The organism is Actinomadura sp. NEAU-AAG7, from assembly GCF_018603865.1.
Taxonomy (GTDB): domain Bacteria; phylum Actinomycetota; class Actinomycetes; order Streptosporangiales; family Streptosporangiaceae; genus Spirillospora; species Spirillospora litoris.
Genome location: NZ_JAHFZY010000006.1, coordinates 125720 through 146678 on the forward strand (window position 1 = coordinate 125720; position 20959 = coordinate 146678).

Annotated in this window: 18 protein-coding genes and 1 tRNA gene; 9 read left to right on the forward strand and 10 right to left on the reverse strand. The window is 75.7% G+C overall.

All coding sequences use genetic code 11. The features are described 5' to 3' along the window. Window positions 1–224 precede the first annotated feature (224 nt). The gene (locus tag KLI87_RS26915; protein ID WP_214619630.1) at window positions 225–2216 is read left to right on the forward strand and encodes an ABC transporter ATP-binding protein; all 1992 of its coding nucleotides are present in this window, start codon (window positions 225–227) and stop codon (window positions 2214–2216) included. Here the strand turns inward: KLI87_RS26915 and KLI87_RS26920 are convergent. Further along, window positions 2192–3145 (reverse strand): sulfotransferase, encoded by a 954-nt coding sequence (locus KLI87_RS26920; protein WP_214619195.1) that lies wholly within the window; start codon window positions 3143–3145, stop codon window positions 2192–2194. The genes KLI87_RS26915 and KLI87_RS26920 overlap by 25 nt on opposite strands. 192 nt (window positions 3146–3337) lie before the next feature. On the opposite strand from KLI87_RS26920, the gene KLI87_RS40395 reads away from it, so the two are divergent. The 3 genes from KLI87_RS40395 to KLI87_RS26940 are packed head-to-tail and all read left to right on the forward strand — an operon-like array spanning window position 3338 to window position 6819. After that, complete coding sequence (locus KLI87_RS40395) at window positions 3338–4801, forward strand: LD-carboxypeptidase (RefSeq protein ID WP_250904290.1); 1464 nt, start codon at window positions 3338–3340, stop codon at window positions 4799–4801. After that, the gene (locus KLI87_RS26935; RefSeq protein ID WP_214619196.1) at window positions 4798–5688 is read left to right on the forward strand and encodes a hypothetical protein; all 891 of its coding nucleotides are present in this window, start codon (window positions 4798–4800) and stop codon (window positions 5686–5688) included. Before KLI87_RS40395 ends, KLI87_RS26935 begins: the two co-directional genes overlap by 4 nt. A 6-nt stretch (window positions 5689–5694) precedes the next feature. Beyond that, window positions 5695–6819, forward strand: a complete 1125-nt coding sequence (locus KLI87_RS26940; RefSeq protein WP_214619197.1) for a glycerate kinase — start codon at window positions 5695–5697, stop codon at window positions 6817–6819. On the opposite strand, the gene KLI87_RS26945 is transcribed toward KLI87_RS26940, so the two are convergent. After that, window positions 6778–7419: a YitT family protein gene (locus KLI87_RS26945; RefSeq protein WP_156216828.1), complete on the reverse strand. Its 642-nt coding sequence runs from the start codon at window positions 7417–7419 to the stop codon at window positions 6778–6780. The genes KLI87_RS26940 and KLI87_RS26945 overlap by 42 nt on opposite strands. A 107-nt stretch (window positions 7420–7526) precedes the next feature. Here KLI87_RS26945 and KLI87_RS26950 point away from each other — a divergent pair, with 107 nt between their 5' ends. After that, window positions 7527–8999, forward strand: a complete 1473-nt coding sequence (locus KLI87_RS26950) for a PLP-dependent aminotransferase family protein (RefSeq protein WP_214619198.1) — start codon at window positions 7527–7529, stop codon at window positions 8997–8999. 181 nt (window positions 9000–9180) lie between these two features. Here the strand turns inward: KLI87_RS26950 and KLI87_RS26955 are convergent, their stop codons facing one another. The 6 genes from KLI87_RS26955 to KLI87_RS26980 form a co-directional block, all read right to left on the reverse strand. Continuing rightward, the gene (locus tag KLI87_RS26955; RefSeq protein ID WP_156216827.1) at window positions 9181–9615 is read right to left on the reverse strand and encodes a CBS domain-containing protein; all 435 of its coding nucleotides are present in this window, start codon (window positions 9613–9615) and stop codon (window positions 9181–9183) included. A gap of 190 nt (window positions 9616–9805) precedes the next feature. Continuing rightward, on the reverse strand, window positions 9806–11419 hold the full coding sequence (locus tag KLI87_RS26960; protein WP_214619199.1) for an NAD(P)/FAD-dependent oxidoreductase: 1614 nt from the start codon (window positions 11417–11419) through the stop codon (window positions 9806–9808). A gap of 32 nt (window positions 11420–11451) precedes the next feature. After that, window positions 11452–12264: a formate dehydrogenase accessory sulfurtransferase FdhD gene (gene fdhD, locus KLI87_RS26965; RefSeq protein WP_214619200.1), complete on the reverse strand. Its 813-nt coding sequence runs from the start codon at window positions 12262–12264 to the stop codon at window positions 11452–11454. 80 nt (window positions 12265–12344) lie between these two features. Beyond that, entirely contained in the window at window positions 12345–12971 is a 627-nt protein-coding gene (locus tag KLI87_RS26970) for a trimeric intracellular cation channel family protein (RefSeq protein WP_156216824.1), read from the reverse strand. 69 nt (window positions 12972–13040) lie between these two features. Further along, the gene (locus tag KLI87_RS26975; protein WP_156216823.1) at window positions 13041–13232 is read right to left on the reverse strand and encodes a DUF3099 domain-containing protein; all 192 of its coding nucleotides are present in this window, start codon (window positions 13230–13232) and stop codon (window positions 13041–13043) included. A 52-nt stretch (window positions 13233–13284) separates the two neighbouring features. Then, window positions 13285–13380 (reverse strand) — tRNA-Sec (locus KLI87_RS26980). Window positions 13381–13479: 99 nt separating this feature from the next. On the opposite strand from KLI87_RS26980, the gene selD reads away from it, so the two are divergent. Beyond that, on the forward strand, window positions 13480–14472 hold the full coding sequence (gene selD, locus KLI87_RS26985; RefSeq protein WP_308166200.1) for a selenide, water dikinase SelD: 993 nt from the start codon (window positions 13480–13482) through the stop codon (window positions 14470–14472). Between the two features lie 74 nt (window positions 14473–14546). Then, a complete protein-coding gene (locus KLI87_RS26990) occupies window positions 14547–14816 on the forward strand; it encodes a GlsB/YeaQ/YmgE family stress response membrane protein (protein WP_156216822.1) in 270 nt (89 codons plus the stop codon). A gap of 38 nt (window positions 14817–14854) precedes the next feature. Here KLI87_RS26990 and KLI87_RS26995 read toward each other — a convergent pair whose 3' ends face one another. Continuing rightward, window positions 14855–16747, reverse strand: coding sequence for a propionyl-CoA synthetase (locus tag KLI87_RS26995; protein WP_214619201.1), 1893 nt, complete (start codon window positions 16745–16747; stop codon window positions 14855–14857). A 131-nt stretch (window positions 16748–16878) separates the two neighbouring features. Continuing rightward, window positions 16879–18318: an MFS transporter gene (locus KLI87_RS27000; RefSeq protein ID WP_214619202.1), complete on the reverse strand. Its 1440-nt coding sequence runs from the start codon at window positions 18316–18318 to the stop codon at window positions 16879–16881. 93 nt (window positions 18319–18411) lie between these two features. Here KLI87_RS27000 and KLI87_RS27005 point away from each other — a divergent pair, with 93 nt between their 5' ends. Together KLI87_RS27005 and KLI87_RS27010 are read left to right on the forward strand one after the other, a co-directional pair. Beyond that, window positions 18412–18954, forward strand: coding sequence for a MarR family winged helix-turn-helix transcriptional regulator (locus KLI87_RS27005; RefSeq protein ID WP_156216819.1), 543 nt, complete (start codon window positions 18412–18414; stop codon window positions 18952–18954). Between the two features lie 188 nt (window positions 18955–19142). After that, complete coding sequence (locus tag KLI87_RS27010; protein WP_214619203.1) at window positions 19143–20867, forward strand: SelB C-terminal domain-containing protein; 1725 nt, start codon at window positions 19143–19145, stop codon at window positions 20865–20867. The last annotated feature ends 92 nt before the right edge of the window (window positions 20868–20959 follow it).

A 20959-nucleotide genomic window follows, 5' to 3' on the forward strand; every position in this document is an offset into this window, starting at 1 on the left:
CACATCTACTACCGGACCGGCGGGAAGTCCATAAGATCGCCCGTTATTGGACGTTGTGGACGCGCCCGGTCAGGGGATGGTTACGCCGTGAGCGGAGCCGGGAAGCGCCGTGGGGCACGGCGTGTTGTGCACAGCGGACACTGAGATGCTTACTTGATTACGTACTTGTTCCGCCCACGGGTCCACAGCGGGCGGGCAGCGACCCCTCGGAGGCGCATGTGGGGATGCCGGGAACGCCGGGCAACGGCTGGCAGGTGATGGCCTCGTTCCGCCGGGACGGCTCGGTCACCCAGCAGAAGCTCAAGCCCGGGACCGTCAGGCGGATCGCGGGCTACGCGCGCCCGTACGTCCGCGAGCTGGTGCTGTTCCTCGCGCTGAACACGGTCGCCGCGGTGATCGTCGTCGCCAACCCGCTGCTGCTCAAGTCGATCATCGACCGCGGCATCATCCCGGGCGACGACGACGTGGTGGTGTGGCTCGCCCTCGCGGTCGGCGGACTCGCGCTGCTGGAGGCGGTGCTCGGGCTGGCGCAGCGCTGGTACTCGGCGCGCATCGGCGAGGGCCTGATCTACGACCTGCGCACGCAGGTGTTCGGGCACGTCCAGCGCCAGCCCGTCGCGTTCTTCATGCGCGCCCAGACCGGCTCGCTGGTCAGCCGCCTCAACAACGACGTCATCGGCGCGCAGCGGGCCCTCACCACGACGCTGTCGTCGGTGGTGTCGAACGTGATCAGCCTGATCCTCGTCCTCGTGACGATGCTGATCCTGTCCTGGCAGGTGACACTGATCGCGCTGCTGCTGCTCCCGGTCTTCGTGCTGCCCGCCAAGTGGGTCGGGCGGCGGCTGTCGCGGATCAGCCGCGAGCAGATGGTGCTGGACGCCGAGATGAGCTCGCTGATGACCGAGCGGTTCAACGTGGCGGGCGCGATGCTCGCCAAGCTGTACGGGCGCCCGGTCGAGGAGGAGGAGAACTTCTCCCAGCGGGCCGCGCGGGTCCGCGACATCGGGATCGTCGCGGCGATGTACGGCCGCGTGTTCTTCACCGCGCTGACGCTGGTCGCCGCGCTCGCCACCGCGATGGTCTACGGCGTCGGCGGCGTGCTCGTCGTGGACGGCGGCTTCGAACTCGGCACGCTGGTCGCCCTCGCCACGCTGCTGACCCGCATGTACGGCCCGCTGACCGCGCTGTCCAACGTCCACGTGGACGTGATGACCGCCCTCGTCAGCTTCGACCGGGTGTTCGAGGTGCTCGACCTCAAGCCGCTGATCCGCGACCGCGAGGACGCCCGCGCGCTGGAGGCGTCCCGAGGGCCCGCGACGACCGGGAAGGCGGCCGCCCCGGCCGCCCCGGCCGCCCCGGCGATCGAGTTCGACCACGTCCGGTTCGCCTACCCCTCGGCCGAGGAGGTGTCGCTGGCCTCGCTGGAGTCGATCGCGCGGACCGACACCGCGCCCGCCCGCGAGGTCCTGCACGACGTGCACTTCACGGCCGCCCCCGGGCAGCTCGTCGCGCTGGTCGGCCCGTCGGGCGCGGGCAAGTCGACGATCACGCACCTGGTCTCGCGGCTGTACGACGTCTCGGACGGCGCCGTCCGGATCGGCGGCGCCGACGTGCGCGACGTCACGCTCGACTCGCTGCGCGCGGAGATCGGCGTGGTCAGCCAGGACGCGCACCTGTTCCACGACACGATCCGCGAGAACATGCGCTACGCCCGGCCGGAGGCCACCGACGAGGAGATCCTCGCCGCGCTCGGGTCGGCGCAGATCGGTGGCCTCGTCACCGCGATGCCCGAGGGCCTGGACACGGTCGTCGGCGACCGCGGCTACCGCCTGTCGGGCGGGGAGAAGCAGCGGCTGGCGATCGCGCGGCTGCTGCTGAAGGCGCCGTCGGTGGTCGTGCTGGACGAGGCGACCGCGCACCTGGACTCCGAGTCCGAGGCGGCCGTCCAGCGGGCGCTGAAGACGGCCCTCGCCGGGCGCACGTCGCTGGTGATCGCGCACCGGCTGTCCACGATCCGCGAGGCCGACCAGATCCTCGTGATCGACGACGGGCGGGTCGCCGAGCGCGGGCGGCACGAGGAGCTGCTGCTGCGCGGCGGCCTGTACGCCGAGCTGTACCGCACGCAGTTCGCCCGCCAGCGCGACGGCGAGGGCCTGGACGCCCCCTCCGGCGACGGCGAGGCGAGCGGCACTCAGACGTCGGCGGTGAGCCGGTAGCCGAGCCTGCGCAGCTCCGTCCCGGCGACCTTCTCGACCTGGGCGAGCTGCCGGGGCGACAGCCGCTCCCGCCACGACCCGACGCCGTGCTCGTCCACGCCGCGCGCGTCCCTCGCCCCGGCCCGCACGAGGCCGGTCAGGACCGTCCTGGAGATCGCCGTGTCCAGGTACTCCGACAGGTCGGCGGCGACGCGGCGCGGCCGGGCGACCAGCTCCTCGTACCGGACGGTGTGCAGCTGCTCCTCCGGGACCTGCTGCCGCAGCCGTGCGCTGAGCCGCACCGAGCCGCGCCAGCGCAGCGCGCACTTGACGGCCGGCGCCGCGCTCGGCCAGCGGCGGCGCTCGGTGTGGTCCTCCACGCCGAGGAACGGGTTGGGGAACACCGCGTCGAGGTTGGCCAGGCCCGGCTTGAACCAGGCGAGGCAGCGCTCGTCGCCGAGCATGTCGGCGACCGCGTCCCGGCCGTCCCGGATCACCTGCACGAGCTGGGCGTCGGGGAAGGCGTCCAGCAGCACGTCGGCGCTGTAGATCAGGTCGGGGGAGGCGTCGGCGAACCGCGCGATGCCGGCCGCGGCCACGCACGGCTCGGAAGCCTCCCCGTCGGGGACGCGCGGCGGCAGCCCCGCCAGCTCACGGCACTCGGCCGAGCACTCCGCGCAGGCCCGCGCGGACACCTGCCACGCCTCGGCGTAGGCGTCGCGGAGCACCCGCGCCGCTCCCTGGCCACGCTCCGTCGCGATCGCCGGCCGCCGCGCGAAGGCGTAGGTGACCCGCAGGACCCCGGGGCGGCCCGTGGTCAGGTGGAACCCGGCGGACCGTTTCACCGCACGGGCCAGCAGGTCCGCACCGCAATGGGGTGCGCCCAGGACGAAGACCGGGCGGCGGACCTTGGTGCCGTTGATCACAAGGATGTGCGGCGTCGACCTCATACCCGAACAAGTTTGGCATCTTTCGGCGGCGGTCGGACCGTGACGCTCCGTGCGACCTGTCCGAATCCCGGGTCGCGGAAGGCCCCCGGAACGCGAGATGATCTGTTGGCGGGTCGTGACCGGCCGCCCCTTCCGCTGGCGTCCGGATCCTGACAAGCTCTATCCGTCGCGGTGCGAGGAGGGATCGGGTTGATGAGCGGGGGCGCCCGCGCTGAGGCGGCCGACGGGTCGTCCGGCGAGCCCGCCGCCGGGTTGCCCGGCGGCCGGTCGAGCGCGTCCGACCTCCGCCGGTACAGGGGGTTGCGGCCCGGTGACCGGATCGCGGTCGTCGCGCCGAGCGGTCCCGCGGACCCGGCGCGGCTGGAGGCGGGCTGCGCCGTCCTGCGCGACCTCGGCCTTGACGTCGTGGTCGGCAAGCACGCCCTCGACCGAGTCAACCTCGGCGCGCCCGGCCCCCTCCGCGACGACTGGCACCGGCTCGCGGGCGGCGACGCCGACCGCGCCGCCGACCTGGAGGCCGCCTGGTGCGACCCGCGCGTCCGCGCGGTGGTCTGCGCGCGCGGCGGGTACGGCGCCACCCGCGTCCTCGACCACCTCGACTGGCACGCGCTGGCGGCCGCCGCGCGCGAGGCCGAGCGCGCCGGGACGGGGCCCAAGATCCTGCACGGCTCCAGCGACATCACCGCGCTGCACGTCGCGTTCGGCGCGCGCCTCGGCGTCACGACCTCCTTCGGCCCCATGCCCGCCGGCCGCGTCGCCGACCTCGCCGCCGCGTCCCACCTCGCCGACGCCCCCCGACCCGCCGACGCGAACCGAACCGATCCCGCGGCCCCGACCAGGGACGCGAGCCATCCGAGGGACGCGGGCCAGTCCAGGGACGCGGGCCAGTCCAGGGACGCGGGCCAGTCCAGGGACGCGGACCAGCCCAGGGACGCGGACCAGCCCAGGAACGCGGACCAGCCCAGGAACGCGGACCAGCCCAGGAACGCGGACCAGCCCAGGAACGCGGACCAGCCCAGGAACGCGGACCAGCCCAGGAACGCGGACCAGCCCAGGAACGCGGACCAGCCCAGGAACGCGGGCCGCACCGACCACCCGGCTCAGGCCGGGGACGCGGGTCGGGCCGGTAGCGCGAGCGGGGCCGAGGGCGCGGAGCGCACACCGGGGGCGGACGCCGCCGATGTCGAGACGTTCGAGGGGCTGCGCGCCGCGCTGTTCCGCGAGGACCAGAGCCCGCTGACCGGCACCCACGCGCTGTGCGAGGGGTTCGCCGAGGGGCCGCTGACAGGAGGCACGCTCACGCTGCTCACCGCGCTGCTCGGCACGCCCTACGCCCCGCCCCCGGCGGCGGGGCGCGTCGTCCTGCTGGAGGACGTCTCCGAGGCGCCCTACCGGATCGACCGGATGCTCGTCCAACTGCTCCAGGCGGGCTGGTTCGACGGCGCGGCGGGGGTGGTCCTCGGCTCGTGGGAACGGTCCGGCGACCCCGCCGAGCTGGACGCCGTGTTCGCCGCCAGGCTCGGCCCGCTCGGCGTGCCGGTGCTCGCCGGGGCGCCGGTCGGGCACGGCCCGCGCCAGCGCACGCTGGAGCTCGGCGCCCCCGTCCGGCTGGACGCCGGCGCGTTGACCCTGCGAGCGCCCGGAGGTGCGCGATGAGCGGCCGGCACGCCCGCCCGGACCCCTGGGACGACGGGACCCTCGAATCGCTGGTGGTGCTGGTCGGCGAGAGCCTCGGCTACGCCTGCCGCCGCGCGCCCGGCGACGTCATGCTGCTCCAGGGCGCCTACCAGCTCCCGGTCCGCATGCGCGACCTGCGGCAGCTCGCGCGGCTGGTGCCCCGCGACGACTGGCCCGCGCTGGTGTCCGACCAGGTCACCACCATCGTCACCGCGATGGAGGAGCCGCTCGACCTGTCCGACTTCGACCTCGCCCAGCACCTGCTGCGCACCCGCATCTACCCGGCCGAGGACGACAACGGCCAGCTCGCCTCCCGCCCGTTCGCGCCCGGCCTGATCGAGGCCGTGGTCGTCGACACCCCGACCAGCGTGCGGACGCTGTCCGCGCACGAGATGCACGGCTGGCCGGTCTCCGGCGACGCGCTGTTCATGCTCGGCCGCGACAACGTGCGCGGCGACGGGGCGCTCCAGCACGACGAGCAGGACCTCGGCGGCATCCGCGTGTCGGTCCTGCATGGCTGGACTTTCTACACCGCGACCCACCTGGCGTGGCTGGAGGAGTACCTGCCGATCGGGCCGTCGGGCGCGCTGGTCATCGCCCCGAACCGGGGCCTGATCGTGGCGCACCCGCTGCGGATCGCCGAGCCCTCGCCCCGGGCCCGCTACCGCGCCGCCGCGGCCGCCGCGCGCGAGCTCCAGGCGCAGGCCCACCGCGCCTACGAGGAGGGCCCCGGCTCGATCAGCCCGAACCTGTACTGGTGGCGGGCGGGCGCGCTGCGGCCGCTGGAGACCCGGTACGAGGGCGGCGCGCTGGTGCTGCCCGAGGAGCTGACCTCCGTCCTCGCCGCCCACACCGCCGAACGCTGACCGCCGATGCGGGTGGTCGTCGCGCCTGACTCCTTCAAGGGCAGCCTGACCGCCCGGGACGCCTGCGCCGCGATCGCGGCGGGCGTCCGCCGGGCCGCGCCCGCCGCGCGGGTCCGCGCGGTGCCGATGGCCGACGGCGGTGAGGGCACGCTCGACTGCTTCCTCGGCGCGCGCGGCGGCAGGCGGGTCGAGGTCGCGGCGACCGACCCGCTCGGCCGTCCGGTCACGGCCCGCTACGGGCTGTCGGGCGACGGGACGTCGGCGGTCGTGGAACTGGCCGCCGCGTCCGGGCTGCCGCTGGTCGAGGACGTCCCGCCCGACCCGCTGGGCGCCGCGACCACCGGCACCGGCGCGCTGGTCGCCGACGCGGTCCGGCGCGGCGCCCGCGAGGTGCTCGTGTGCGTCGGCGGCAGCGCCAGCACCGACGGCGGCGCCGGGCTGCTGAGCGCGCTCGGCTTCCGCTTCCTGGACGCCTCGGGCGCCGAGCTCCCGCCGGGCGGCGCGGCGCTGGCCCGGCTGGCCGCGATCGACGACGCGGACGTGCCCGCCGAGGTCCGCGCCACCCGCTTCCGTGTGGCCTGCGACGTCACGAACCCGCTGACCGGGCCGTCCGGCGCCGCCGCCGTGTTCGGCCCGCAGAAGGGCGCGGCGCCCGCGCAGGTCCGCGAACTGGACGCGGCGCTCACCCGGTTCGCCGACGTCCTCGCGGACCGCTACGGCGTCCGCGTCCACGACCTGCCCGGCGCGGGCGCGGCCGGCGGCGCCTGCGGCGGCCTGGCGGGGGCCCTGGGCGCCGAGCCCGCACCCGGCGCGGCGCTGGTCGCCGCGGCCGTCGGGCTGCCCGCCGCGCTCGCCGGCGCCGATCTGGTGATCACCGGTGAGGGGCGGGTGGACGGGCAGTCCGCGTCCGGCAAGGTCGTCTCCGCCGTCGCCGCGCTCGCCCGGGAGCGCGGCGTGCGGGCCGTCGCGCTGGCCGGGGGAGTCGCGGGCCCGCTCGATGGGCTGCACGCCCTCGGCCTCACCGCCGCCTTCAGCCTCGCCGACGGCCCCCGCGCGCTGGACGAGCTGAGGTCGGAGGCCGCGCCGCTGCTATCCGCCCTGGCGGACCAGGTGGTCCGCCTCGTCCTCTAGCCCGCTCGGTTCCGGCTCGGGCCCGGTGACGGTCAGCGCCGGCAGGAAGACGTGGGCGAGCGGGCCGATCGTGACCGCGTACAGGACCGTTCCGAGGCCGACCGTGCCGCCCAGCAGCCATCCCGCCGCCAGCACGCTCACCTCGATGCCGGTGCGGACCACGCGGATGGAGTGGCCCCGCGCCGCGATGCCGGTCATCAGGCCGTCGCGCGGGCCGGGCCCGAGGCCCGCGCCGATGTAGCAGCCGGTGGCGAACCCGCCCGCGAGGACGGCGGCCACCAGGTACGTCCAGCGCGCGGCGAGCGCGCTCGGATCGGGCAGCAGCCACAGGAACAGGTCGGCGAAGACGCCGACGAGGACGGCGTTGCTGACCGTGCCGAGGCCGGGGCGCTGCCGCAGCGGGATCCAGGCGAGCATCACCAGCGCGCCCGCGATGACGATCCACGCGCCCATCGAGAGCCCGACGCGCCGGGACAGGCCCTGGTGCAGGACGTCCCACGGGGCGTTGCCGAGGTCTGACCTCACCTGGAGGGCGATCCCGAGCCCGTACAAGGCCAATCCAGCGTAGAGCTGGACCAACCTGCGTGCCATCAAGGCCATTGTCGCGCTCCAGAGTCATGTTTGGCTGAGGTTTGACCATCATCGCCTACAGTGGCCTGGAAGTTCCAGGGCCATTATGCGAATGTGGTTCATATGAGGTGGTTCGTATGAGCACGCGTTACGTGAGCGGACCGCACCTGGCCCGGCTCCTCGGCGACGTCCCGCGCGAGCGGCCCGTCTACGCGGCGCTCGCGGGCGCGGTCCGCGGCCTGATCCAGGACGGGCGGCTCGCGCCCCGCACGCGCCTGCCCGCCGAACGCGACCTGGCCGCCGCGCTCGGCGTCAGCCGCACCACCGTCACCGCCGCCTACGACCGGCTCCGCGACGAGGGCCACGTCGCGAGCCGGCAGGGCGCGGGGAGCTGGACGGCGCTGCCCCCGGTCCGGTGGTCGGCGCGTCCGACCGGGGAGGCGGCGCCCGCCGCGGGCAAGCGGTTCGGCCGGGCCTACCCCGTCCCGGAGACCGCCGGGTTCATCGACCTCGGCTGCGCCACCCCCGGGGCCCCGGCGATCTTCGAGGAGGCCGTCGCCGCCGCCGTCGCCGAGCTGCCCCGCCACAGCGCGGGCCCCGGCTACGAGCCCGCCGGGCTCGCGAGCCTGCGCGAGGTCGTCGCCGCCGGGTACGCGGCGCGCGGCGTCCCCACCCGTCCCGACCAGATCGTCGTCACCACGGGCGCGCAGCACGCGTTCACGCTGCTCACGCACTCGCTGGCGGAGCCGGGCGACGCGGTGATGGTGGAGCGGCCGACCTACCCGCACGCGCTCGGCGCGCTGCGCGGGCGCGGCGTCCGGCTCGTCCCGGTCGGGGTGAACGAGGGCTGGGACATGGAGCTGGTCGCGGGCGGCATGCGGCAGGCCGCCGTCCGGATGGCCTACATGATCCCCGACTTCCAGAACCCGACCGGGCGCCTGATGCCGGCCGCCGAGCGGGAGGCGCTGGTCGGCGCCGCGCGCCGCGCCGACGCGTTCCTGGTGGCCGACGAGACCTTCGCCGACCTCGCGCTCGACCCGGACGCGCCGCGTGAGCCGCCGCTCGCCGCGTTCGACACCGGCGGCCGGGTGATCAGCGTCGGATCGGCGTCCAAGCTGCTGTGGGGCGGGCTGCGCATCGGCTGGATCCGCACGACCGCGCCGCTGGCGCGCCGCCTGACGCTCGCCCGCGAGCCGTTCGACATGGCGAGCCCCGTGCTCGACCAGTTGATCGTCCAAGAGCTGCTGCTGCGGCTGGAGGAGGTCCGCGCCGACCGCGCCGCGACCCTGCTGCCCAGCCGCGACGCCCTCGCGGAGGCGCTCCGCGCGACGCTGCCGGGCTGGGAGTTCCGGCTGCCGGACGGCGGCATGTGCCTGTGGGCGCGGCTCGGCGCCCCGGTCGCGACGCGGCTCGCCGAGGCGGCCGAGCGGGCGGGCGTGCGGGTGGCGCCCGGCCCGGTGTTCGGCGTGGACGGCGTGCTGGAGGACTACGTCCGGCTGCCCTACGTGCTGCCGCCGGGCACGCTGCGCCTCGCGGTCGAGCGGCTCGCGCACGCCTTCCAGGAGGTGCGGGAGGCCCCCGCCGCCCGCCCCGTCACCGCCTACGTCTGAGCCGCTCAAGGGGCACGGAAGGTCTCAACGACCTCAGCCACCGCGCGGGCGCGTTAGCTGAGCGGTGGGGCCGACGCCGGAGGCGAGGCCCCACCGCGAAGATCGCGAAGCGATTCCGCGCCCGCAAAGGCACGGTCACCGCCCGAGCCGCCAGGCGAGGGTGGTGGGCCGGGACTTCAAACTAAGGAGCGCGCTGGATGTAGTCGACCAGGTGCTCGCGCTCGCTCTGCAACTCGTCGATCGCGCTCTTGACGACGTCGCCGATGCTGACGATCCCGGCGAGCCGCCCGTCCACCACGACGGGCACGTGCCGGAACCGGTGCTCGGTCATCGTGCGGCGCAGGTCCTCGACCTTGTCGCCGGGGTCGCAGCTGCGGACCTCCGAGGTCATGATCTCGGTGACCGGGTGGTCGAGCAGCGCCGCGCCGCGGTCGTGCAGCCGCCGCACCACGTCGCGCTCGGAGACGATGCCGGTGATGGTCGTGCCGTCGGGCGAGACGACCGCCGCCCCGATGTTGTGCTCGGCCAGGACGGCGAGCAACTGCCGAACGGTGGCCTCGGGCCGCACCGTGGCCACCGTGTCTCCCTTCCGCCGCAGGATGTCGCGAATCCGCATGCCTCACGCTCCGCTGCCGGTCCGGACCCGTGGCGCGACGGCCGCCGGGGGCCGGTCGCCGGGCTTCCTCCTGCCAAGGTCGCATGTTCCGGCCGTGGGGAAAACCCCGCGGCGGTAAACCCTTCCGACCTGTTGACCCGGACTAAACCCCCATAGGGGGAGCTACTGGGGCATTTATCCAAACATCGGATCACGTGAGGAGTCGGCGGAGCCCCTCCAGACCGGGGGTGAGCAGGAGGCGCCCGGCGGGCCGGTCGTGGGCGAGGGCCGCGCGCGCCGCGTTGGCGCCGCACGCGCCGTGCACGCCGCCGCCCGGGTGCGCCGCCGCCGACGCCAGGAACAGGCCCGCGACCGGCGTCTCGGCGCGTCCGAGGCCGGGGACGGGGCGCAGGACGAACTGCTGGTGCGCCAGCCCCGTGCCCCCGTTGAGCGCGCCGTTCGGCAGGTTGGCGTCGTGCTCGGAGAACATCGGCGGCGCGATGATCCGCCGCGCGGTGACGCGGTCGCGGAATCCGGGCGCGAGGCGTTCGACCACCGACTCCAGCCGGTCGGCCATCGCCACCCGCTCCCGCTCGTCCCAGGCGCCGGTGATCCCGTCGGGGCCGGCGTCGCCGCCGACCTCGTGCGGGACGTGGGTGTAGGCCCACACCGACTCCGTCCCGGCGGGGGAGCGGGCGGGGTCGGCGGTCGTCATTTGGCCGAGCAGCGCGAACGGCTCGGACGGCACGTGCCCGCTCGCGAGCTGCGCGCTGTAGCCGGTCAGCGCGTCCATGCCGGGGGACAGGTGCACGGTGCCCGCGCGTGCCGTGCCGTCCGACGCCCAGGGGATCGGGCCGGACAGCGCCCAGTCGACCTTGAACGTCGCGTTGTCCCAGTGGAAGCGCCGCATGTCCTCGCGCAGCGGGCCGGGCAGGTCGGACCAGCCGACGAGCCCGCCGTAGAGCGCGGGCGCCGACACGTCCGCCAGCACCGCCCGCCTGGCCCGCACCGCCTCGCCGGAGGCCGTCCGGACACCGAGGGCGCGCCCGTTCCGCACGACGACCGAGGTGACCGGGGTGTCGCAGCGGAGCCGCCCGCCGCGCGACTCCAGCCGCCGGACGAGCGCGGCGGTCAGCTCGCCCGCGCCGCCCTCCGGCACCGGCCAGCCGTACCGCTGCCCGAGCATCGCCAGCAGCCACCCGTAGGCCGCGCCGCCCGTCGTCTCGGGGAAGGCGTCGGTGTGCAGCGCCGACCCGGCGAGCAGCAGCGGCCCGCCCGGACCGGCGAACTCCTGCTCGCCGAGCGTGCGCACCGGCGCCAGCAGCGTCCGCAGGACGCGCAGCCCGCCCGCCCGCCGCGCGGCGGCGGCCAGCGGCAGCGCCGCGCGGACCGGCGGGAACGGGCCGAACAGCGCCGCCAGCAGCTCCTCGCCGACCTTCTCCCACATCTCGTACAGGCGCAGCCACGCCGCGCCGTCGCCCGCGCCGAGCGCGTCCAGGCTCGCGGCGGTGGCCTGGGGGTCGCGCTCCAGGACGGCTGAGCGCCCGTCCGGCAGCGGGTGCGCGAGCACGGCGGGGGCGTGCCGCCACCGCAGGCCGTGCTCCTGGAGGCGCAGCGCCCGCATCACCGGGGACGCGACGCCGAGCGGGTAGAAGGCGCTGCACAGGTCGCTGACGTAGTCGGGGTGGACGCCCCGGTCGCTGCGCACCGCCCCGCCCGGGTCGGGTTGCGCCTCCAGCACCTCCACGTCCCAGCCCGCGTCGGCCAGGAGGTTCGCCGCGACCAGCCCGTTGGGCCCGGCTCCGATCACCACCGCGTCCGCCATGCCGATCACCCTAGGCGGTCGGGTGGCCGCGTTCAGCGGATGATGCGCTCGGCGCCCGAATAGACGTTCATCGTGTCGCCGCGCAGGAACCCGACGAGCGTCATGCCCGTGTCGGACGCCAGGTCCACCGCCAGCGACGACGGCGCCGACACGGCCGCCAGCACCGGGATCCCCGCCTGCGCCGCCTTCTGGGTCAGCTCGAAGGACGCCCGGCCGCTGACCATCAGCACGTGCCCGGTGAGCGGCAGCAGCCCCGCGCGCAGCGCCCACCCGACGACCTTGTCGACCGCGTTGTGCCGCCCGACGTCCTCCCGGACCGCCAGCAGCGTCCCGGCGGCGTCGAACAGGCCCGCCGCGTGCAGGCCGCCCGTCCGGTCGAACACGCGCTGCGCCTCGCGCAGCCGCTCCGGCAGCGCCGCCAGCACCCCCGGGGTCAGCCGCACCGGGTCGTCCGCCACCTCGTAGGGGCGGTCGGCGCGCAGCGCCTCGATGCTGGACTTCCCGCAGACCCCGCACGCGCTGGTCGTGGCGAACGCGCGCGTCATCGAGTCGTCGGGCGCGGGCACGTCCGGCGCCAGCGCCACGTCGAGGGTGTTCTGCTCCTCGGTGTCGGCGCAGTAGCGCATCGCGGTCAGGTCCGCCGCGTCCGCGATGACGCCCTCGGCCGCCAGGAACCCCGCGACGAGGTCGAAGTCGTGCCCGGGGGTCCGCATCGTGATCGTGAGCGGTTTGCCCGCCACACGGATCTCCAGAGGCTCCTCGACCGCGAGTGTGTCGGGCCGCCGCGCGCCCGTTCCTGTGGTGCTCAGCCTCAGCACGGGCCTGCGCACGGTGATCCGCCCCATGACCGTGACGTTACCCCCGGAACGGGAGAGTAACGAACAAGTCCCCTGGCCGGACGCGGAGGAGAGGCGGCCGCGGAGGGTCAGTCGGGGACGCCCCGGGGACGCGGCGTCCGCCACCCGTACCGAATCGCCAGCAGCCGCAGCCCGGTCGCCAGCACCGCCGCGCCCGCCGTGACGGCCCCGCCGTGCAGGTCCGCCGTGTACGCGACGGCCATCACCGCCGCCCCCAGCATCGCCGGGAGCGCGTAGAGCTGCCGGTCGTAGAGCACCGAGGGGATCTGCCCGCCCAGCATGTCCCGCAGGACGCCGCCACCGACCGCCGTGACCACGCCGAGCAGCACCGAGTGCAGCGGCGACAGCCCGTGCTCCAGCGCCTTCAGCGTCCCGGTGGCGCAGAACAGCCCGAGCCCCGCCGCGTCGAACAGCAGCACCGCCGGAAGCAGCCGGGTGACCTGCGGATGCCAGAAGAACACCAGCGCGGACGCGGCGAGCGGCACCAGCACGTACCCGAGGCTCGTGAACGCGGCGGGCGGCACCGCCCCGATCAGCAGGTCCCGCAGGATCCCGCCGCCGAGCGCGGTGATCTCCGCGAGCACCACCATGCCGACGACGTCCAGCCGCTGCCGCACGGCCGCGAGGCCCCCGGACACGGCGAACACGAAGATCCCCGCCAGGTCCAGGACCTCCGGTACCCCCGGACCCGCCATCAGGCCCCTCTCCGTGCCGTGCCGCTTCCGTACCGTGCCGCTTCCGTGCCGCCGCCGTGCCGGTGCCCCTCAGTCCCGCCGGTCGGTGCGGTCGATGTTCCAGTTGGCCACCACCGCCGCGAACGGCGGGATCACCATCGCCACGACCGACATCGCGACCGCCGCCCCGGGCGAGAACCGCCGGACGACCGCCCAGGCGAGGACGAACAGCGTGAGGCACACCGCCATCATGATCCCGTAGGCGATCCTGCGCCGTCTCATCCCCTCACGCTACGCCCGCGTGATGATCACCACGTATGATGATCCCGGCTGGTGGCGGAGGCGTACGGGAATCGAACCCGCCGTCCCGGGGTCCCCGGGACCATCGATTTTGAAGATCGTGAAGGCCACCAGGCGCTCTCCCGCCTCCGCGGGTGATCCTAGCCGCCATCAGGACCGGTCCCGGGGTGACGGCGCACGCACCGTCCGTTTCTTGATCATTTGAGATGATTGTGCGTTAAATTTCCGGGTGACCCGCATCGTCCCGCCCGCCCGCCTCACCCAGTACGCCCACGGCGGCGGTGGCGCCAGTACCATCCCCCCGGGCGAGCTGGAGCGCGTGGTGGCCGGGCTCACCGGCGGCGGGCCCGCGGCCGACCTGCTGGACGGCACGGGGGCCGACGACGCGGCCGTGCTCCGCGCCGGCGGGCGCGTGCTCGTGTCGTCCGCCTGCTTCTTCCCGCCCGTGCTCGACGACGCCTACGACTGGGGACGCGTCGCCGCCGCGAGCGCGCTCTCGGGCGTCTACGCGGTCGGCGGGGTCCCGCTGATGGCGCTGAACCTGCTCGGCTGGCCGCGCGACGCGCTCCCGATGGAGCTGGCCCGCGAGGCCGTGCGCGGCGGGCGCGACGTCGCGGAGCGCGCGGGCTGCCCGGTCGCGCCCGGGCACGGCATCGACGACCCCGAACCCAAGTACGGCCTGGCCGTGACCGGCACCGCCGACCCGGACCGCCCGCTGCGGCTCGACACGGGCCGCGCCGGGGTCCCGCTGTCGCTCACCAAGCCGCTCGGGCTCGGCGTGCTCGCCGCCCGGCACAAGGCGACCGGCGAGGTGTTCGCGCACGCGGTCGAGACGATGACCGAGCTGAACGCCGACGCGGCGCTGGCGGCGCTGGAGCGCGGCGTCCGCTGCGCCACCGGCGTCGCGGGGCACGGGCTGCTCGGCCACCTCTACAAGCTCGCGCGGGCCAGCGGCGTCACCGCGGTCGTCGACGCGAAGGCGGTGCGGTACCTGGACGGTGCGCGCGAAGCCGTCCGGGACGGGTTCGTGCCCGGCGGCACCCGCCGCAACCTGGCCTGGGTGACCCCGCACACCGACTTCGGCCGGATCGGCGAGGAGGAGCGGCTGCTGCTCGCCGACGCGCAGACCTCCGGCGGGCTGCTGGTCGCGGGCGAGGTGCCCGGCGCGCCGGTGATCGGGGAGCTGGTCGCGCAGGGCCGCCGCGCGCTCCGCGTCCGCTGACCCGCACGGGCGTTCCCGCAGGTCGTGTCGGTGATCGCGGAGCGGGTAGGGCTCGGACGGGGGAAGGAGCGGACATGACCATCGGGGGGAGCCTCGCCGCCGTCGTCCTGGGCGCGGCCGTGGGCGTGCTCGGACGGCTGATCGCGCCGGGGCGGCCGACGATGCCGGTCTGGCTCATGATCGCGGTCGGCGTCGTCGCGGCGTTCGCGGGGACGGGACTGTCCCACCTGGTCGGGCTGGAGAGCGGCGGCTGGGACTACTGGGAGACGCTCTTCCAGATCGCGCTCGCCGCCGTGGGCGTGTACCTGGTCGCGATGTTCTGGCCGACGTCCGGCACCCGCTGACCGGGCCCTCCGCACGCCCTCCCAGCGCCCTCCCCGCGCTACTCCCGGGCGTCGGAGGGGCGCAGGACGGCGCGCAGGCCCTCCAGCACGGCCGGGTCCTCGATCGTGGAGGGGACGCTCACCTCCTGCCCGTCGGCGAGGCCGCGCATCACCCCCCGCAGGATCTTGCCCGACCGCGTCTTCGGCAGCGCGGGCACGACCGCGACCTCCCGGAGCGCGGCGACGGGCCCGACCTGCTCGCGCACCATCCGCACCAGCTCGGCCGACAGCTCCCCGGGCTCGGCGAGCACGCCGCTCCTCAGCACGACCAGGCCGCGCGGCACCTGCCCCTTCAGCGCGTCCCGCACGCCGATCACCGCGCACTCGGCGACCGCCGGGTGCGCCGCGATGACCTCCTCCATCGTGCCGGTCGACAGCCGGTGCCCGGCCACGTTGATCACGTCGTCGGTGCGGCCCATGACCCACACGTAGCCGTCCTCGTCGACGTGGCCGCCGTCGCCGGTCAGGTAGTGGCCGGGGTGCCGGGTGAGGTAGGACTCGACGAAGCGCTCGTCGTCCTGCCACAGCGTCGGCAGCGTGCCGGGCGGCAGCGGCAGCCGCAGCGCGATGTCGCCGTCGACGCCGGGCGGGAGGGGCGTGCCGTCGTCGCCGAGGACGCGCACGTCGTAGCCGGGGACGGGCAGGGACGGCGACCCCGCCTTGATCGGCATCGGCTCCAGCCCGCGCGGGTTCGCCACGATCGGCCAGCCGGTCTCGGTCTGCCACCAGTGGTCGACGACGGGCCGGTCGAGCACGCGGGAGGCCCACCGGTAGGTGTCGGGGTCCAGGCGCTCCCCGGCGAGGAACAGGGTCTCCAGCGCCGACAGGTCGTGCCCGGCGAGCAGGGCGCCCTCCGGGTCCTCCTTCTTGATCGCGCGGATGGCGGTGGGCGCCGCGAACAGCGCCTTCACGCGGTGCTGCGCGGCGACGCGCCAGAACGCGCCGGCGTCGGGCGTGCCCACCGGCTTGCCCTCGTACAGGACGGTCGTGCAGCCCGTGAGCAGGGGCGCGTACACGATGTAGGAGTGGCCGACGACCCAGCCGACGTCGGACGCCGCCCAGAACACGTCGCCCGGCCCCATGCCGTAGACGTTCTCCATCGACCAGCGCAGCGCGACCGCGTGCCCGCCGTTGTCGCGGACCACGCCCTTCGGCCGCCCGGTCGTCCCGGAGGTGTAGAGGATGTAGAGCGGGTCGGTCGCGGCGACCGGGACGCACTCGGCGGGCTCGGCCTCGGCGACCGCCTCGTCCCACTCGACGTCGCGCGGGCGGACGAGGTCGGCGTGCAGCTGCTCGCGCTGGCGGATCACGCACCGTTCCACCTTGTGCTTGGCCAGCTCCAGGGCCTGGTCGAGCAGCGGCTTGTAGGCCACGACCCGGTCGCCCTCGATGCCGCAGGACGCCGACACGACCGCCTTCGGCCGGGCGTCGTCGATCCGGGCGGCCAGCTCGCGCGCCGCGAACCCGCCGAACACCACCGAGTGGACGGCGCCGAGCCGGGCGCAGGCCAGCATCGCCACGACCGCCTCGGGCACCATCGGCAGGTAGATGACGACGCGGTCGCCCCGGTCGACGCCCTGCTTGCGCAGCGCCCCGGCGAACCGGGCGACCAGGCCGGTCAGCTCCCGGAAGGTGTAGGAGCGGACCGTGCCGGTGACGGGGCTGTCGTAGATGAGGGCGGGCCGGTCGCCGCGCCCCTCCTCCACGTGCCGGTCCAGGGCGTTGTCGCAGGTGTTCAGCTCGCCGCCGGTGAACCAGCGGTAGAACGGGGGCGCGCCGTCGTCCAGTACGCGGTCGGGCGGGACGAGCCAGCGGACGTCCCGCGCGGCCAGCCCCCAGAAACGGGTCGGATCGGCGATGCTGCGTTCGTACGCGGCCGCGTAGGCGCCCATTTCGTCCTCCCGGTGCGGTCCCCTGGCCCCAATCCGCGTTTTCGGGGCGCACACCTATAGGGCATGGCGCGGGTGCCGTTCGTCAAGGCCCCGCGCCGCCACGATCCGTCGCGGCCCGGCCCCGGGCGAGGTCAGCCGCCCGTCCGGTGGGGGTGCCGCAGCCCGTGCGCGACGGCGACCAGCGCGGCCAGCGCGGCGCCCGCCGCGACGATCCAGAAGCACAGCTCGTAGGCGCCGAGCGTCGGCACGTCGGTGCCCGCGAGCACCCGCCCGGCCAGGATCGAGGCGGTGACCGCGCCCGCGACGCTGCCGCCGGTGGTGCGGACGAGCGAGTTGATCCCGCTGGCGATGCCGCTCTGGCTCATCGGGACGTGCTGGACGGCGAGCGTCCCGAGCGCCGCGTAGGCGATCCCGAACCCGACGCCCTGGATGGCGCTGAAGGCGAGCATGTCCCACGAGTGGGAGTTGGACAGCGCGAGCCACAGGTAGCTCAGCCCGGCGAACGCCGACCCGATCGCGAGCGTGTGGGCGGGGCCGATCCGCGCGGAGATCCGGCCGGCGAGGGCGGAGAAGACGAGCATGGTGACGGTGCTCGGCAGCATGTAGAGCCCGACGTCCAGCACCGACCCGTCCAGGCCGTACCCGGTTCTCGCGGACGGCGACTGCACGAACCCCGAGATCAGCGTGAACGCGGCGAACATCGAGAAGCCGAGCAGCGCCGAGGCGAGGTTGGCCGACAGCGACCGCGGCCCGACCAGCAGGCCCAGCCGGACGAGCGGGTCGCGCACCCGCAGCTCCACCGCCGTCCACACGGCGCACAGCGCGGCCGCCGCGCCGAACAGCCCGAGGACGCCCGCCGACGTCCAGCCCCAGGCGTTGCCCTGGCTGATCGCGAGCAGCAGGCAGACCAGCCACGCGGCGAGGAGGGCGGCGCCCGCGATGTCGGGCCGCCCGCCCGCGCGGGCCCCGACGTCGCGCGCGGTGGCCCCGATGAGCACCAGCGCGGCGGCGCCCAGCCCGGCCGCGATCCAGAACACCGGGTGGTGGTTCGACGTGCGGTCCGCGATGAGCCCGGTCACGATCATGCCGATGCTGCCGCCGACGCCCATCGTGGCGCTGACGATGCCGATCGCGGTGGTGATCCGCGCCACCGGGAAGGTGTCCCTGATCATGCCGATCGCGAGCGGGATCAGCGCGGACGAGACGCCCTGCAGCGCGCGCCCGGCGATGAGGACGGCCAGCGAGCCCGACAGCGCGCAGATCACCGAGCCCGCGACGAGCAGGGCGAGCGTGAGCAGCACCATCCGCTTCTTGCCGTACATGTCGCCGAACCGCGACAGCAGCGGGGTCGCGACCGCCCCGGCCAGCAGCGAGGCGGTGAACACCCACGTCACGTCGGTGACCGACGCGTCGAAGTGCCGCATGAGCTGGGGGAGCAGCGGGATCACCAGCGTCTGCTGCACCGAGACCACCATCCCGGCGACGGCCAGCGCCAGCAGCGTGAGGCCGGTGTGCGCGGGCCGGACGTCCTGGCCGGGCGGCGCGGCGGTCGTGGTGGGAACGCCGGTCATGGGGAACCTCCAAGCGGATCGGCGCGGGGTGCGGGTGGGCACGCGCCAACTATACTTACTTAAGTTAAGTAATCGCATCGTAGGATGAGTCACATGCCGTCATCGGTCCCCAGGGGCAGCGCGGGGGGCTCCGCGAGCGACTCCGCGAACGAATCCGCGAAGGACATCGTCGAGATCGAGCGGGCGCTCACCCGCGTCGCGCACATGCTCACCCGCACCCGCCAGCACGACCGCTTCGTCGCCGAGGCCGGGGTGCCGGTCGAGCGGGCCGCCGTCCCGCTGCTGCGGACGCTCGCCGAGGCGGACGCGCCGATGCGGCCGAGCGAGCTGGCGGCCCGGCTCGCCGTCGAGGCGCCGCACGTCACCCGACAGATCCAGCGGCTGGAGCGGGTGGGCTACGTGCGCCGGGTGCCCGACCCCGGCGACGGGCGCGCCTACCGCGTCGAGCTGAGCGACGCGGGGCTGGAGGCGTTCGAGTGCATCCGCGCGGCCGGGCGGCGGTGGGTGGCGGGCGCGCTCGCGGAGTGGTCGCCGGGCGAGCGCGAGCAGCTCGCCGGTCTCGTCCACCGGATGCTGGACGACTTCGAGGCCCACCGCGACCGGCTCGACGCGGCGGCGGCCCGCCGGACGGGCTGACCTGGGCGGTCGCCGGCGCCGCGCCCGGCCGCCCGCCGCACGGTGAGATGTGTCATCTCACCGTGCGGTCCCGATCCGCTTTCGCTACCGCCCCCGCCGTCCTTAGGGTTACCTTCCGTGGACCTTCCCGCGGACCCTCGTCCGCGCAATCCCCGCGCCGCCCTCCCGCCCCGTCCGGCACGGCGCCGATGCACCTAGCCGTCACCGCCGGGCACGCCGGGCACGGAAAGTCGGCTCTCGTGCGCGCGCTCACCGCCCGCGACCCCGCCGGGCCCGGCAGCGCCGGTGCCGGGCCGCCCGCGGGCGGCCGGATCGGGTTCATCGACGTCCCGGGCGGGGAACGGTCCGTCCCGGCCGTGATCGCCGGGGCCGCGACGGTGCCCGCCGTGCTGTTCGCCGTCGCCGCCGACGAGGGCTGGACGGCGCAGTCGGCCGAGCACCTGGCCGCGCTCGACGCGCTCGGCGTCCGGCACGGCGTGCTCGCCGTCACCCGCTCCGACCTGGCCGACCCGAGGCTCGTGCTGCGGCAGGCCCGCGAGCGCCTCGCCGGGACCGCGCTCGGCGGCGTCGAGGCCGTCGCGGTCAGCGCCGTCACCGGCGCCGGGCTGGACGAGCTGGCCGCCGCCCTCGACCGGCTCGCCGCGCGGCTGCCCGTCCCCGACCCGGACGCGCCGGTGCGGCTGTGGGCCGACCACGCCGACAGCGACGGCGGCCTGACCGTCGTCACCGGCACGCTCGGCGGCGGGACGGTCCGGCCCGGGGACGAGCTGGTCCTGCTGCCCTCCGGCGGCCGCGCCCGCGTCGAGGCGGTCGAGAGCGGCGGCGGGCCCCGCGCCCGGCCCTTCGCGCCCTCCGCGCGGGCGCGCGGGTTCGCCCGCGTCACGCTGTCCCTGCGCGGCGGCGCCCCGGGGCCCGCCGTGACCGCCGCCGTCGCCCCCGGCCGCTGGACCCTCACCGCCTGCGTCGACGTCCGCACCCGCTTCGGTGAGGCGTCCGGGCGGCTCGCCCGGCAGATGATCCTGCACCTCGGGTCGGCGGCCGTCCCGGTGCGGCTGCGGCCGCTCGGCCCCGACACCGCCCGCCTGACGCTGAACGCGCGCCTCGCGCTGCACGTCGGCGACACCGGGCTGCTGCGCGACCCCGCCCGCCGCACCGTCGCGGGGGTGAGCGTGCTGGACGTCCGCCCGCCGCCGCTCGTCCGGCGCGGGGACGCGGCGGCGCGGGCGCGGGAGCTGGCGTCCTGGCCGGACCGCCCCGGCGGCGCGGTGATTCTGGCCCGGCACGGCGTGCTCCGCCGGTCCGAGCTGGAGCCGATGGGCTGCGCGCCGCCGCCGGACGCCGTCGTGCCCGACGACGGCTGGCTCGCCGACCCCGGCCACTGGGCGTCGCTGCGCGAGCGCCTCGGCGAGGAGGTGGCCCGGCACGCCACCGAGCGGCCGCGGGCGCCGGGCGTGCCGCTGGAGACCGTCCGGCTGCGGCTGGGGCTGCCGTCCCGGCGGCTGGCCGCCGCGCTGGTCCGGCCGCCGCTGCGGCTGGAGGGCGGGCGCGTCCACGGCCCCGCCGCCCCGGCCCGGAGCGCCATGCCGCCCGGCATCGCTGCGGCCGTGGAGCGGCTGCGCGCCGAGCTGTCCCGGGCGCCGTTCGACGCGCCCGCCGCCGAGCGGCTCGCCGAGCTGGGCCTGACCGGCGGCGCGCTCGCCGCGGCCGAGCGGGCGGGCGCCGTGCTGCGCCTCGGGGACGGCGTCGTCCTGCTGCCGGGCGCCGACCGGGAGGCGCTGCGGATCCTGTCCGCGCTGCCGCAGCCGTTCACGCCCGGCCAGGCCGGGGACGCCCTGGCGACGAGCCGCCGTGTGGCGGTCGCGCTGCTGCGCCACCTCGACCACCTGGGGTTCACCGAGCGCCGGCGCTCCTGACCGCCGCCCCGCCGGACGCCTTTTTTCGAATGCCGAGGGTATTCAGCGGAAAAACCCTTTGAAACGCGCCCCTGATTTCTGGCCTTATATAC

Excerpts from the sequence above, each read along its gene's own strand:
- KLI87_RS27005 (WP_156216819.1), top strand. The coding sequence starts at position 18,412 with ATGCCGTCATCGGTCCCCAGGGGCAGCGCGGGGGGCTCCGCGAGCGAC.
- KLI87_RS26960 (WP_214619199.1), bottom strand. The coding sequence starts at position 11,419 with ATGGCGGACGCGGTGGTGATCGGAGCCGGGCCCAACGGGCTGGTCGCG.
- fdhD (WP_214619200.1), bottom strand. The coding sequence starts at position 12,264 with ATGGGGCGGATCACCGTGCGCAGGCCCGTGCTGAGGCTGAGCACCACA.
- KLI87_RS27010 (WP_214619203.1), top strand. The coding sequence starts at position 19,143 with ATGCACCTAGCCGTCACCGCCGGGCACGCCGGGCACGGAAAGTCGGCT.
- KLI87_RS26975 (WP_156216823.1), bottom strand. The coding sequence starts at position 13,232 with ATGAGACGGCGCAGGATCGCCTACGGGATCATGATGGCGGTGTGCCTC.
- KLI87_RS40395 (WP_250904290.1), top strand. The coding sequence starts at position 3,338 with ATGAGCGGGGGCGCCCGCGCTGAGGCGGCCGACGGGTCGTCCGGCGAG.
- KLI87_RS26920 (WP_214619195.1), bottom strand. The coding sequence starts at position 3,145 with ATGAGGTCGACGCCGCACATCCTTGTGATCAACGGCACCAAGGTCCGC.
- KLI87_RS26990 (WP_156216822.1), top strand. The coding sequence starts at position 14,547 with ATGACCATCGGGGGGAGCCTCGCCGCCGTCGTCCTGGGCGCGGCCGTG.
- KLI87_RS26945 (WP_156216828.1), bottom strand. The coding sequence starts at position 7,419 with ATGGCCTTGATGGCACGCAGGTTGGTCCAGCTCTACGCTGGATTGGCC.
- KLI87_RS26940 (WP_214619197.1), top strand. The coding sequence starts at position 5,695 with ATGCGGGTGGTCGTCGCGCCTGACTCCTTCAAGGGCAGCCTGACCGCC.
- KLI87_RS26915 (WP_214619630.1), top strand. The coding sequence starts at position 225 with ATGCCGGGAACGCCGGGCAACGGCTGGCAGGTGATGGCCTCGTTCCGC.
- KLI87_RS26955 (WP_156216827.1), bottom strand. The coding sequence starts at position 9,615 with ATGCGGATTCGCGACATCCTGCGGCGGAAGGGAGACACGGTGGCCACG.
- KLI87_RS26970 (WP_156216824.1), bottom strand. The coding sequence starts at position 12,971 with ATGGCGGGTCCGGGGGTACCGGAGGTCCTGGACCTGGCGGGGATCTTC.
- KLI87_RS26950 (WP_214619198.1), top strand. The coding sequence starts at position 7,527 with ATGAGCACGCGTTACGTGAGCGGACCGCACCTGGCCCGGCTCCTCGGC.
- KLI87_RS26995 (WP_214619201.1), bottom strand. The coding sequence starts at position 16,747 with ATGGGCGCCTACGCGGCCGCGTACGAACGCAGCATCGCCGATCCGACC.
- KLI87_RS26935 (WP_214619196.1), top strand. The coding sequence starts at position 4,798 with ATGAGCGGCCGGCACGCCCGCCCGGACCCCTGGGACGACGGGACCCTC.
- KLI87_RS27000 (WP_214619202.1), bottom strand. The coding sequence starts at position 18,318 with ATGACCGGCGTTCCCACCACGACCGCCGCGCCGCCCGGCCAGGACGTC.